Raw genomic sequence first — 13,266 nt, forward strand, 5'->3', positions numbered from 1 at the left:
AAAGCCGCTCAATGGCAGGCGGCTGTGGCCATACGGACTCCCATGTCGCCCACTCGAATATTTTTGCTAAATTATGCTTCGCCATCTCTACCAGAAGGTCCTTCTGCGGACTTCCCATCACGAGGCGGTACGGGCAGGCCGATAAGGAAAGCTCTACCATACGGTCAACATCCTGTTCTTCTTGGATTTTCTGCATCCATTCCGTAAATGGCTGACTCGGTGTATAGCCGGTCAAACTTGGAGCAATCAGCACAAGTTTACTCACTCGCTGCGGATAAGTCAGCGTAAAATCCGTTGCAATTCGTCCGCCTATTGAGTGCCCTACGAGCGTGGCTTCGTCCAACTGAAAATGGTCCATGACGGAAAGTAAATCAGCGACGTAATTGGCTGTCTCTGTTGGAGACGGCGATTTTCCACATCCGCGTCCGTCGAAAGCGATGACCTGGTAATGCTTCGCTAGAATCGGCGCGACAAACATCCAATCTCGCAAATCAGCACCGCCACTATGCAATAGAATGAGTGGTTTTCCTTCCCCTGAAACCTCATAGTACAAATCCATCGGTGATCCCTCCGTGAATTGTAGATTTGGTATATGATCCCAGTTTATTATTGAATGAATGTTTAGTCAATAAAAAAGAATGCATTCCCAGACAAAACAAAAAGCCCTAATCAACATGATCAGGACTTACCTCTACACGTCGGACACAGAACAATCACGCCTCCGACTGAATGCGCTTCGCCTCAGCATACAGCACTTGAATGAACTTTTTCATATTGATCCGAATATCTGAATTCGGCGATGCAGCATTGCTCTTTAACTCCGCCATCTTCTTCCACACATACGTAAAATCAAAAAACTGCGAAGCGTAATTTTCGAACTTCCAATTCGAGAGGTCCGCAAGTCCAAGAGACGCCAAATGATTCAGCGACTGATAGATCGCTCGACGGACTCTCTGCTCAGAAGCTTTGACAACCTTGGCGACTTGTGGATCGTCCACAGCTACTCCGAGCCTGTCCTGTGCTACTGCCACAAAGATCTCTTTCAGGGCCGGAAATCCATTTTTAAACGTATGCGTCTGTTCGTATCCATGCAAGAAGTCCAAAATATCTAGCAAGTCATTGCTTCCATTGTCTCCCGCGATACCCAACTCCGTTAACAGAAACTGACCCGCCTCGCGAAGTGGTTTGCCCTGTGACGGACGAAGTTGTCCGGAAGGCTGCTGGTCCACTTGCATGACCGCATTCAGCGATTTGTGAATGTCCCGTATCGAACGCTCTAGGCGAATTTTCTCGATCACTTTTTGGAGGATCGTTACGACTTCGATCTTGTTTACAGGCTTGATAATGTAGTATTCGCTTCCAAGGGCATAAGCTTGAGCAATCAAATCTTTCGTTTCTGCCTGAGAAATCATGACGATCTTTCCTGTGAATGTCGGCTTCACTTGGCGAATCGTCTCAATCCCATCCCGGTTGGGCATGAACAAATCGATCAGCAAAATATCTACGTTGCGTGCGGTTAACGTATGACCGTCTACCATCGAGCCGTCAGATGCTTCCCCCACGACTTCGCCCAGATTCTCGTCTTCTATGATTTCCGTCAACATGAGACGTACAGCATCATCGTCATCAACTAAATAAAACAGCATCTTCTCACTCTTTCTTCGTTATCGGATCAATTGGTAATCGCATGAGAAATGTTGTCCCCTTCCCATCTACTCCATCCTGTAAGGAGATTTCTCCTTGCCATTGTTCCACCAATTGTTGTACATAAGACAGTCCGATCCCTGTAGAGGGGTTGCCGGTTTGATCGTATTTCGTAGTAAAGCCAGGCTTGAACAGCAAAGCCTTTCGCCGTGGAGGTACTCCCGGTCCGTCATCGTTGATTCTGATTTCCACAAGATCGCCTATCCGATCAATTTCAATGGAAATGGCTCCTGTTTGCTGGATGGCTTCCACTGCATTTGCCACCAGATTATTGATCAGAGAAAGCATCATGAAAACATGGTAGAGCGGATGTGTCCCCGAAATGGAAGCTGTGATTTGTATGTCCTTCTCCAACAAAGTTGCATACTTCATATTGCTTCGTTTGATAATGTCCACGATCTGGTGGATGTCCATGTAATCCGTGATGCTTTCATCGGATATCAGCTTGTGAAGCCCTGCAAAAATACGTTGGTTGTCCTTTTTAATTTCGTGAACCTCGCCTGCGACAATCAATGCTTTCTTGGCAAAGCTCTCTACATTCGTGGCCACCTGTTCCTTATGAAGCTCCTGCAAGCCCTGGTAAAGCTCGAAAGACTTCATACTAATACTCTCGGCATTTTGCAGTGTTTTTTTCAGATGAATCGATTCCTCATACAAGGTGGAAATCAGCATAAGGATGTGTTCGTTCTGTTTTCTTGTCTGTTGCTCTCTCGACTGTGCTTCGTACAGCTTCATCATGTTGAGAAAACTAATCACGATAAAGCTGTGGGACAGAGCGATAACGAGCATCTCTTGCACCGCTCCCCATGTGAGGACGGTATCCAGCAGGACATGTTGCGAGAGAAACTCAATGAGGTCAGCCAATACCTCGATGACCATTCCCATCAATCCAACCAAAATCGTCCTGTTGTGAAAACGACGCATTCCGGTTAGATAAAACAGAACAGAATAACCAAAATAAAAGAAAAAGCTAGAATAATGCGCTTGGAGAGAAGCCTCCCATGCTGTATGATTCCCGGCGATAAGGTCAATCACCATCCGAAAGCATACAACGGTAATCCCCGTCAAAAAGCCAGCGAGAATAGATGGAATTCTTTGAAACAGTAATAAAAAGAAGAAAAAGGTAGGAGCTCCAAAGCTAATTCGAAATGTCTCATTGACGGGATAAAACTTCAACTCCCCTGCCAATGGGACCGTAATCAGCATGAGCGCCAATATATACCAATCTCGTTTTACTTGTGTTTGTACACGCACGCCTTTCACATCCCATGTTGTTTCTTGATGCCCCTATCTATTTTTACCGAGGATACGCGTGTAGGACAAGTCTCAAAAAAAAATGTAACACTCACATGAATCAATCTGTGAGTTTTTGTTTTATTTTGTAGGGTGGTTGTAAAGTGTTCATTATATGTATTTCGCGAAGCATGGAAGCGCTTTCTCTTCCTCTTCGCGTAAGAGCAGTGTATTCGATTTTTGGGGGGAAAGGCGTTGATTCAACAGGTTTTACTCGTGGATGAATTACAGCAATGGGTGGAACAATATCGTTCCAAGGCATCTGAAGGAAAATGTGCCAGTTATATCCCTGCTTTGGACAGAACGGATCCGAATCAGTTAGGTATTTGTATCATCGAGCCTACAGGAAAAATGCACACGGCGGGTGACTGGGAAGTTCCTTTCACGATGCAAAGTATTTCCAAAGTAATCAGTTTTATTGCTGCTTGCTGCTACCATGGTATCCCTTACGTGTTGGATCGGGTAGATGTAGAACCGACTGGAGATGCATTCAACTCCATTATCCGTCTGGAAATGAACAAACCAGGTAAGCCTTTTAATCCGATGATCAATGCGGGAGCGATTACGACATCTTCACTCCTCCCTGGTCAAACACCGGATCATAAACTGCGCTACTTGTATGCATTTTTCAGTAAAATTACAGGTATTACACCAGCGGTGAACGAGGAAGTGTTTCTTTCCGAATGGGAAAACTCTCACAGAAACCGGGCACTCGCCCACTATTTAAAGGATACCGGCTATTTGGCGTGCGAAGTGGAAGACGCTTTGGAGGTCTATCTCACCCAATGCTCGATTGAAGTAACCACCGAGCAAATTGCCTTGATCGGTCTCCTTTTGGCACTCGATGGCTACCATCCGATGCGCAACGAACAAGTTCTTCCGAAAGATGTCGTCCGTTTAGCTAAAGCACTGATGCTCACCTGTGGCATGTACGATGCATCGGGCAAATTCGCCGCGAATGTTGGCTTGCCAGCAAAAAGTGGCGTCTCAGGCGGAATCATGACACTGGTTCCTCCTAACCGCAAACCACATTCACCGTTTCAAGATGGCTGTGGAATCGGTATTTTTGGACCTTCCATTGACGGTTGTGGAAACAGTGTAGCGGGCGTTTCTTTGTTAAAACATATGGCTCAGGAATGGGATGTAACGATTTTTTAGAGAATACTAAGGAAAAATTCATAAGAAAATTCGAGGTGACACGATGCAACAATTCTTACTCGATGTAACAACTTCCGTAAACGATTTTTTGTGGTCCTATATTATCATTGTCATGCTAATCGCGTTAGGCTTGTTCTTTACCTTCCGGGGTAAATTTTTGCAAGTACGTATGTTACCGGAAATGATCCGTTCCATTAAAGAAGGGAGAGCGAAAGACGATGGCGGCATCTCCCCTTTCCAAGCTTTCGCTATTAGTATGGCCGCGCGTGTCGGTACAGGGAACATTACGGGAATTGCTATTGCGATCGCATTAGGTGGTCCTGGCGCCGTATTCTGGATGTGGGTCATTGCGATTATCGGTTCGGCATCCAGTTTTGTTGAGAGTACGCTCGCTCAGATTTATAAAATCAAGGATAAGAACGGTTTTCGTGGCGGTCCGGCTTATTATATGGAAAAAGGGCTGAACAAACGTTGGATGGGCGCACTGTTCGCTGTCCTCATCACGCTTTCGTTTGGTCTCGTATTTAACGCCGTGCAATCCAACACCATCACGATTGCCTTTGAAAATTCGTTCGGTACCGACCGATTGACAATCGGAATTATCATGACTATCGCATTTGCATTGATTATTTTCGGTGGTGTGAAACGCATCGCAAAAATGTCTGAGTACATCGTGATTGTCTTGGCTGTGTTGTACATAGGTATGGCCCTGTTTATTGTGATGATGAACATCACCGAGATGCCTGCTCTGATCACGTTGATTGTGAAAAACGCGTTTGGATTCGAGCAATTCGCTGGTGGAACCCTGGGTGCAGCCCTGATGCACGGCATCAAGCGTGGTTTGTTCTCTAACGAAGCTGGTATGGGTAGTGCACCGAATGCTGCGGCAACGGCAACAACGAGCCATCCAGTGAAGCAAGGTCTGATTCAAGCATTCGGTGTTCTATTCGATACCCTCGTAATTTGTACAAGCACAGCTTTCATCATTTTGCTGTCCGGCGCGTACACGCAACAAGGCTTGAGTGGCATTGAGCTGTCCCAAGCAGCACTGAGCATTCATATCGGTTCTTGGGCTTCTGGCTTCCTTGCCATTATGGTTTTCCTGTTCGCCTTCAGTACTTTGATCGGGAACTACTATTACGGCGAGACCAACATCGAGTTTTTAAAGACAAGCAAAGCATGGCTCATGCTATATCGTTTAAGTGTACTCGCCATGGTGTTGTTCGGATCAGTGGCAAAGGTACAGCTCGTATGGGATTTGGCCGACTTGTTCATGGGCCTCATGGTCATCGTCAATCTGATTGCGATTGCCATGTTATCAAAAGTCGCGTATGCTGCGCTACATGATTATTTGGAACAGAAAAAAGCAGGAAAAGATCCTGTATTCTACAAGGACAGTATTGAAGGCGTCGATAATATCGAAGCATGGGATACTGCTCCATCGTCCAACAAATAGCTCTGCAAATCAAAACGAGAAGCCTGCTCAGTCAGCAGCTTCTCGTTTTTCATTTACAATCGCGGATCGATCTCTTTTTCCTTCGCCACTTCAAAGAGCATCGTTGCGACTGCTTTTTGATACTCCGTATTTTCTGGAGAAATGTCGTCGAATTTGAAACCAAGCATCCTTTCACCCAGCTTGTGTTCCTTCATCGAAGTCTTGAGCTTTTGCGTAATATTTTTTTGTTTGAAAAGCTTGCGGTACTTGTGTGGGAAACGATAGTCGTAGCCATAAATAATCGACATGTACTCTGGATTGCGAACCTTCATGGCAGGCACGACCTTCTGATCGATCAACTCTGGCTTGATCACGATGCCTTCCATCTTGTTTTCCAGTGTAATCGTGGAAAAGTAACGTGCCGCTTGTTCATACGCATTCTGCTCAGACAAATCGATGGCGAGAAAATGATCGTCATTTACGAAGCGATACATATCGGATGTTTTCCAATCGGGCAATTGCTCGTCCCCATTCAAATAGACGGCCTTTAGAATGGAAAAAGGCTTGTAGTCAAGCTCACCTTCTCCTGCATAGAGCTCCATCTGTTTTTTGTAAATGTGATAGGCCTCCAAATGCTTGTCGACAGGAACGTAACTCTCTTTGATTTCTCGCGCATACTTGTAGTTTTGATACAAGCTCGAACCGAATTTTTCCGTGAGCGCACTCTTGGATAGGTGGAACTGGTCTTTTTCGAATCCGCTCTCGTCATAGTTGTGGATGAGTTGGTGTAGCGCCTCTTCAAAACCGTTTTCCTGCAAAAATGCAAATTCACTGCCCAGCGCGGATTCGATTGGTTTGAACTGCTTTTCGATCAAGCCCTTCCCTATTGCACTCCACGGCAACAATTCGCCATCTAAGATGAGCATCGCCATTTCATTCTGCTCCATGTATTCGCGGAACCTTGCATGTAGCTTGTCATAAATCGATGTCAAATCAACCTGATTGATGGCATAGCCATTTCTGCTGATCTCAAAGCATTTGTCGCGATCATGATGGAGATAGAGATTGCATCTCGAACCCATGTATTTCGGCTGCAACACGACTTGATGAATGCCTCGATTCGCGAAATAGTCCAGTCCCGCCTTCAACGACTCCAATTCCTGAGTCGCCTCATCCTTATCCGCCGGAGGCATCGTTCCGGAAATAAAATTGACCTTATTTTGTGAGCAGTAACGGAGTCGACGGAGTTCTTCCTCTTCCAAATCTCCCATGGATACTTGTTTTTCTGCATGGAACAGGATCGGTAGCTCCTCTGTCATCACCCGATGCTCAGACTGAACCGACTTGAAAAACGGCTTGTGTGCGATCACGACGGAGGTCAAAGCATTTCCGTGCACACATCCAGTATCGAGATGGAGCTTGTTCTTCAGGCGAATCGTTTTTTGTGCCGCGATATGTCCAAAAATATGGTACGGATGGTTACTGACTGCCTCAACCGTCAAAAATGCGAGTCGCTCTTCCAAAGAAGCTGTTCGGTCTATCCGAAAATTGCGTTGGCGCCGCATCGAATTCGCATCAAGCTTTCCGATATACTTCTTTTTGCAGGGAGCATGTGTGACATAATAGGACGGGCCAGTCAGTGCGTTAGATCGATAAAATGGCTGAGCCAGTGTATACAGATGATTGAACATCTCTGTTAATTTAGTGTCTTTTTCCAGGACGTGTGTGGAATCAAAATAAGTATCCAGTAGCTGTGGGTCTACCCCTTTTAGTTCCTTTCGCAAGTACTTGTAGACAAAATTTTCGTGGTTCCCGAGAACAAACAAGAAATGCTGTTGATTCTCGTATAGAAACTCAATGATCTCCCTAGTTTGCGCTCCTTTGTCGATCCAGTCCCCTACTACGATGATTTTGGTATGCTGCACCTTGTCAGTCGAGATGAGACGATTGTCCTCGAGCTTGAATCCGTAGGTTTGCAGGAGTCCTTTTAATTCATGGACGCATTCGTGAATGTCTCCAATGATGATGTATGTTTGATCTTTGGGAAGGATCGTAGCCAGATATGCATCCTTATTTTCGATCACGATATCATAACGAGGATTAGCCACCCCATCAGCTACTGCGTAAAAATCTTTGTGCCGTATCCGGTGAATGTTGTGGTACCCTTCCTTTGATAATGCCCGGAGCACTTCTTGCTTCAACCGGAGAATATGGTTCGTAATCAGTTTTTTTGACCGTTCGGATGCATAGTAATCTTCCCGATTGCGATAATCAAAGAGGATCACTTCCAAGCGGTAATTGTTCTCCGCTGCAATGTCGCGGACTTTCGAGCGGAAGTCTTCTGCTAGTCCTGTTGTATCGACAACCACGAATTCGGCGTTGATCGGAAACGAAGTCACCAAGCGCAGCTTTTCAAATAGGAGCAGAAATGCCTGCTCACTGGCCTCCAGCATCACCTGATCATACTTGTCGTAATCATAGCCCAGTAATTCCTGGCGAATGCTGTCCGAGGAAATGTATTGGACATTTGCTTTTACGTTTTTTTGTTCATCTTCAAATGAAAGCCCCGGCATGAGTACTTCCTTGGCAAAAGTCGTTTTCCCACATTCGGTGGGACCGACGAGCATAAAAATCGTGTGAACCTGTGTCTGTAACAGCATCGTTACGCCCCCTTTCTCTGGACAATGACGCCTTGTGTGGTGTGGATGTCATTCACGCCGTCACCAATGGACACAAATTGCCCCCGCACCCCGGCTTCTTCCATGATCTCGGTCATCCATGCCTGAAACTCTTCTTGTCCCATTTCCCATTTATGATCATCGTGGCGATAGCCTTCCAACTCATAGAACTGATTAAAATCCGAGTTCGGTGTCGTAATAATAAAATGGTCAAAATCCAATCGACTGCAGATTTGCTTAATGAGCGCTCTCGCTTCATCTTTGCTCATATGCTCAATGACCTCAGTCAAAATGACATCTACCTGTTCACCGTTGTAATCCTGTAAAAACTGATCGAGCGAGGGGGACAAAATCAGATTCGAGATTTCTTTTTCCTCAGCCCTACGTCTGACTAATTCCAGTGATTGTTCATCGATATCGATGGCATAGTAATACTGCGGCAGCTTGGTAGCGAACGGAATCGCATAAAAGCCTTCCCCGCAACCGATATCTACAATCGATTTGGTAAAAGGAAGCTTACTCGCGATGTAGTTCCTTCTCTGCAAACCGGTGCTGCCATACTCCAATTGAATGGGATAGCGGCTCGTCTTCTCGATCTCGGTCTTGTACTTGCGATAGCGATCTCTGGTTGTCAGGAAGTTGCGAGCGAATAGGCTTCGTATGTAAAAAGGTGCGTCGATGACATGGATGCTTTTGATGTATTTATCCAGGATGTTATCGGATATATCGATGTACTCTTTTCCAAACATACTCAAGAATAGACAGAGCACGCTCACGACGTGGAGAAGCTGGTGCATACTCGTTCTCGTTGTGATGGTCAAAGCGTAGCTTTTATCGGCGTGGTGCTTGAGTTCAAAGGTGAAATCCTTGAGGTGCTTCTCAAAAAATGTCAGATACAGCAGTCGTTCGATGTGAATCATGTTAATGAAAAAAACATGCTCGTACCCTTCTACATCCCGCTCGTCATGTTGCTTCATCGGAGCGGAAAAAAATTCATTGATCGCATTTAACGGAAACAAGGGTGTATTGTACCGAGAGACATTCAAATATTCAAAATGCTCCTGTTCGGATTGTTTATAGGAGACCTCATTTTCTGCATCTTTAAAGTAAACGTTATATGTATCCGTATTAGAAAACCACCCGTATGCGATACCTTTTCGAATGGATCGTAAACTCAGTCCGGAATTCGGATTTTTCTTGATCATGAACGAAAAGTCCGGGTTCTCTGATTGTAGCTGAACAATGGCCATACGTTGTCTCACCTCTGGAAAAGAAGAATCAATACCTACTGACAATCTTCGCTTTTTCATCCCATGCTGAACAGGGTAAAAGTATTACGACCTACCAAAAATTACAAGAACATTTGCTACGAGATGCTGTTCTTGGTATAGTGAAATCCGCGATAACAAACCAGCGGGAGGTGCGTCAGATGCCTTATTACAAGCCGATTGAGATCGCTCGCGAGCTACATATTAGTACGAGTGCTTTGCGCCATTATGAATCATGGGGAGTCGTTCCTGCTCCTGATCGTGCAGACAATGGTTATCGACTGTATACAGAAATCCATCTTGCCTATTTTCGTTGCCTGCGCGCCATGTTCCCTGGCTTCGGTGTCGCTGTCACCTGTGAAGTCCTTCGATCTCTTCAAAAAGCGGATATGGATGCTGCCTTTTGGCTCGTGAATAAAGAACAGGCCAACCTCCAACAAGAGAAGGTCGCAGCAGACCAAACACTCAAACTTTTGGAAAATCTCGATCTCTCCTTGCCTCCAAACAAAAAGTGGCGAAACCGCATGGCGATTGGTGAAGTCGCTGCTTACACAGGAGTCACAACGTCTGCGATTCGACATTGGGAAAAAGAAGGCTTGCTTGTACTGCCAAGAGATCCTGAGAATGGCTACCGCCAATTCACTCCCATGGATATACGGAAGATTTTGCTTATCCGCACATTGCGCAATACGGTGTATTTTTTAACGAACATGAAAGAAATTGTACAGGCAGTAGAAAATCAAAGTATTGAGCAGGCAAAAAAAGTGACGGCAGATGCGATCAGGAGCATTCACGATCGCAATCGCCATCAGATGTACGGTGTTAGGCGGTTGGTTGAATTGTGTGAGGTATTGAAGCTCGTGTGATTATCTCCCTGTAAAACGCGGTGTAGTCTTGTCTAAGAAAGCTTTGGTTCCTTCCCGGAAGTCTTCGGTGGATGCCACGAGTCCGAAATAGTCTGCGCCTAGAAGTGCGGACTCCTCTACTGTCAGGTTACTCCCTCGATGAATCGCATCCCACGTTAGTTTCACTGCCAGCGGAGACTGAGACAAAATTTCTTGGAGAAGCTCCTCTGTTTCTGCCAGTAGCCGCTCACGCGAAACGACCCGATTTACCAGACCCATTCGGTATGCTTCATCTGCATCTATCGCTGATCCTGTAAGAAGCAACTCTGCGGCACGGCCTTTTCCTATTAGCCTAGGGAGTCTGGTTGTTCCACCAAAGCCCGCCACTGCTCCAATTCGTACTTCGGGATGTCCCATTTTGGCATGGCGAACCGCAATACGCAGCGAGCACGATTCCGCGATCTCAAGTCCCCCTCCTAACGCATAGCCGTTAATCGCAGCCACGACTACTTTTCCCAACGTTTCGATTTGACTGGTCACCGAAACGGCCAACTGAGCAAAATCCCTTACTTCCAGCGGTGTCGCCTGATGAAGATACGAGATGTCAGCGCCGGCCGAAAATGCTTTTTCTCCCGCCCCTGTAAGGATGACGGCTTTCACACTGGGATCAGTTTTGATCCTGTCCAAGATGGTCGAAAGCTGATTAAGGACATCTCGGTTCAATGCATTCAATGCCTCTGGTCTGTTTAGCGTAAGGGTCACGATTCCTTTCTCATTCTTGTACAAAACAACCTCTTCAACGCTCATCTTTCCATCCTCCCATCGTTTTAGAAGCTACTGAATAATCAAGCACTTTTCGACCAGGCAAACTTCTGGGCGATACCTGCATACTTTGCTTTACGATCGGAAATTCCTTCTTCTTCCATATACAAAACAAAAAAGGATGACCCCGGAGCTCCAACCATCGAAGCACCTTTGCGGTCATCCCATTTCTTATTTCTTTTCTACGGCATGTCCACCAAATTCATTGCGCAAGGCTGCGACCACTTTTCCGTGGAACGTATCCTCGTCCAAGGAACGGTAACGCATCAGCAAGGACATCGCAATCACGGGTGTTGCTGCCTGTAGATCCAGCGCGGTTTCCAGCGTCCATTTTCCTTCCCCGGAAGACTGCATGACCCCACGGATTTCATCGAGCTTGGCGTCTTTTCGAAAAGCTCGCTCTGTTAAGTCCATCAACCAGCCTCGAATGACGGAACCATTTGCCCACACGCGTGCGACCTCAGCAAAATCGTAGTTATACTGGCTTTTCGCAAGTACCTCAAAGCCTTCCCCGATCGCCTGCATCATGCCATACTCAATCCCGTTATGAATCATTTTCAAGAAATGGCCACTGCCCGCTTCCCCAGCGTACAAGTATCCGTTTTCGACGTTAATGTCGCGAATCATCGGCTCAATATGAGTGAATGCTTCCCGATCGCCACCAATCATCATACATGCTCCGTGGCGCGCTCCCTCCATGCCTCCGCTCGTACCTGCATCCATGAAGTGAATGCCCTGCTCCTTTAAGCGTGCATAGCGATCTAACGATTGCTTGTAATGAGAGTTGCCACCGTCAATGACGATATCTCCGACAGCTAGCAAGGTAGCGAGTTGATCAACCAACTGATCCACAATCTCGCCTGCCGGTACCATCAGCCATATTACGCGAGGTGTCGGCAGCTTCGCCACAGCGTCTTCCACCGAAAATGCTGGAATCGCACCTTCATGACTCAACTCTTCTGCACGCGTAGAATCTACATCATAGGCTACGACCTCATGCTGATGCGAGAGCAAATTAAGCGTGAGATTGTACCCCATTTTTCCTAATCCGAGGATCGCAAGTTTCATATCGTGTACGTCACTCCTTTTTGGATCATATCCGTTACCACGTATTATAAGACAAAAATTTTCATCTTTCATCAAAAATGAAGAAAATTTTTTCGAACCTATGAAAAAGAGTCTGATTTTCCTTATACTATCAGTACAGATTCACAATGGAACGTTAGGAGGTACCTATTGATGAACGCTTCCACCCCGCATGCTCCTCGGGTGCTCACGCAATTACGCGCCATCTATACGCAACTAAGCGGGAAAGAACAACAGATCGCCGACTATATTTTGGAGCATGCCAGTGAAATTATTCACTTCTCTATCACGGAGCTAGCCGACCAATGCCAGTGTGCAGATGCTACCGTTTTTCGTCTGTGTCGCAGGCTTGGATTTCGTGGCTACCAAGCATTCAAGATCGCCTTGGCGAGTGAAGTCACGAATCCGAAGCAAACGATTCACCAAGAAATCAATCTCGACGACGATGACGTTAGTGCGATTGCTGAAAAAATTTTCACAGCGAATATCGAGACGATTCGGGACACACAGCAGATTATCAATAAAGATGAGTTAATGAAAATCGTCTCCTGTTTGGAAAACGCAAGCCGGATCGAGTTCTATGGCTCGGGAGGCTCAGCCGTCATCGCGCAGGATGCGTACCACAAATTTATGCGGACAGGTATCCCTTGTCTCTATCATTCTGATGCTCACTATCAAGTGATGTCCGCCTCTCTGCTTACTAAAGGTGCTGTCGTCGTAGGCATCTCCCACTCTGGCTCCAATAAAGATATTTTGGCAGCCCTACAGGTTGCCAAGGAAGCCGGAGCAAAAACAATCGGCATCACAAGCTATGGGAAATCTCCTCTCGTGCGTCTGGCAGACATGTGCTTGTACACAACTTCACGCGAAACGGTATTTCGTACAGAAGCCCTGTCCTCCAGGCTTGCTCAGCTCAACTTAATTGATCTGCTCTATGTAGCCGTATCCTTACGGCGGCAGGATGATACGATCGCCAA

Annotated in this window: 11 protein-coding genes; 4 read left to right on the forward strand and 7 right to left on the reverse strand. The window is 46.2% G+C overall.

What is annotated here, in order from left to right:
• From PMI05_RS21495 to PMI05_RS21505, 3 genes are all read right to left on the reverse strand, one after another.
• Positions 1-559 (reverse strand): alpha/beta fold hydrolase (locus PMI05_RS21495; protein ID WP_007726240.1); only part of this gene is annotated, 559 nt, incomplete at its 3' end.
• 154 nt (positions 560-713) lie between these two features.
• Positions 714-1,646: a response regulator gene (locus PMI05_RS21500; RefSeq protein ID WP_007726242.1), complete on the reverse strand. Its 933-nt coding sequence runs from the start codon at positions 1,644-1,646 to the stop codon at positions 714-716.
• Between the two features lie 4 nt (positions 1,647-1,650).
• Positions 1,651-2,910 carry a sensor histidine kinase gene (locus PMI05_RS21505; RefSeq protein ID WP_052006447.1) on the reverse strand — a complete coding sequence of 420 codons (1,260 nt, stop codon included), beginning with the start codon at positions 2,908-2,910 and terminating at the stop codon, positions 1,651-1,653.
• Positions 2,911-3,177: 267 nt separating this feature from the next.
• Here PMI05_RS21505 and PMI05_RS21510 point away from each other — a divergent pair, with 267 nt between their 5' ends.
• Together PMI05_RS21510 and PMI05_RS21515 are read left to right on the forward strand one after the other, a co-directional pair.
• Complete coding sequence (locus PMI05_RS21510) at positions 3,178-4,155, forward strand: glutaminase (RefSeq protein WP_039961159.1); 978 nt, start codon at positions 3,178-3,180, stop codon at positions 4,153-4,155.
• Positions 4,156-4,198: 43 nt separating this feature from the next.
• Entirely contained in the window at positions 4,199-5,611 is a 1,413-nt protein-coding gene (locus tag PMI05_RS21515) for a sodium:alanine symporter family protein (RefSeq protein ID WP_007726250.1), read from the forward strand.
• A 53-nt stretch (positions 5,612-5,664) separates the two neighbouring features.
• On the opposite strand, the gene PMI05_RS21520 is transcribed toward PMI05_RS21515, so the two are convergent.
• Both PMI05_RS21520 and PMI05_RS21525 read right to left on the reverse strand, forming a co-directional pair.
• Positions 5,665-8,250: a metallophosphoesterase gene (locus PMI05_RS21520; RefSeq protein ID WP_007726252.1), complete on the reverse strand. Its 2,586-nt coding sequence runs from the start codon at positions 8,248-8,250 to the stop codon at positions 5,665-5,667.
• A gap of 2 nt (positions 8,251-8,252) precedes the next feature.
• Complete coding sequence (locus PMI05_RS21525) at positions 8,253-9,518, reverse strand: bifunctional 2-polyprenyl-6-hydroxyphenol methylase/3-demethylubiquinol 3-O-methyltransferase UbiG (protein ID WP_007726257.1); 1,266 nt, start codon at positions 9,516-9,518, stop codon at positions 8,253-8,255.
• A gap of 179 nt (positions 9,519-9,697) precedes the next feature.
• Between PMI05_RS21525 and PMI05_RS21530 the strand changes: the two genes are divergently transcribed.
• Entirely contained in the window at positions 9,698-10,402 is a 705-nt protein-coding gene (locus tag PMI05_RS21530; RefSeq protein ID WP_007726258.1) for a MerR family transcriptional regulator, read from the forward strand.
• Here PMI05_RS21530 and PMI05_RS21535 read toward each other — a convergent pair whose 3' ends face one another.
• Both PMI05_RS21535 and gnd read right to left on the reverse strand, forming a co-directional pair.
• Positions 10,403-11,188, reverse strand: a complete 786-nt coding sequence (locus PMI05_RS21535; RefSeq protein ID WP_007726259.1) for an enoyl-CoA hydratase/isomerase family protein — start codon at positions 11,186-11,188, stop codon at positions 10,403-10,405.
• 186 nt (positions 11,189-11,374) lie between these two features.
• Positions 11,375-12,271 (reverse strand): phosphogluconate dehydrogenase (NAD(+)-dependent, decarboxylating), encoded by an 897-nt coding sequence (gene gnd / locus PMI05_RS21540; protein ID WP_007726260.1) that lies wholly within the window; start codon positions 12,269-12,271, stop codon positions 11,375-11,377.
• Between the two features lie 171 nt (positions 12,272-12,442).
• Here gnd and PMI05_RS21545 point away from each other — a divergent pair.
• Positions 12,443-13,266 (forward strand): MurR/RpiR family transcriptional regulator (locus PMI05_RS21545; RefSeq protein WP_007726262.1); only part of this gene is annotated, 824 nt, incomplete at its 3' end.

The sequence above is a fragment of the Brevibacillus sp. BC25 genome (genome assembly GCF_000282075.1).
Taxonomy (GTDB): Bacteria; Bacillota; Bacilli; order Brevibacillales; family Brevibacillaceae; genus Brevibacillus.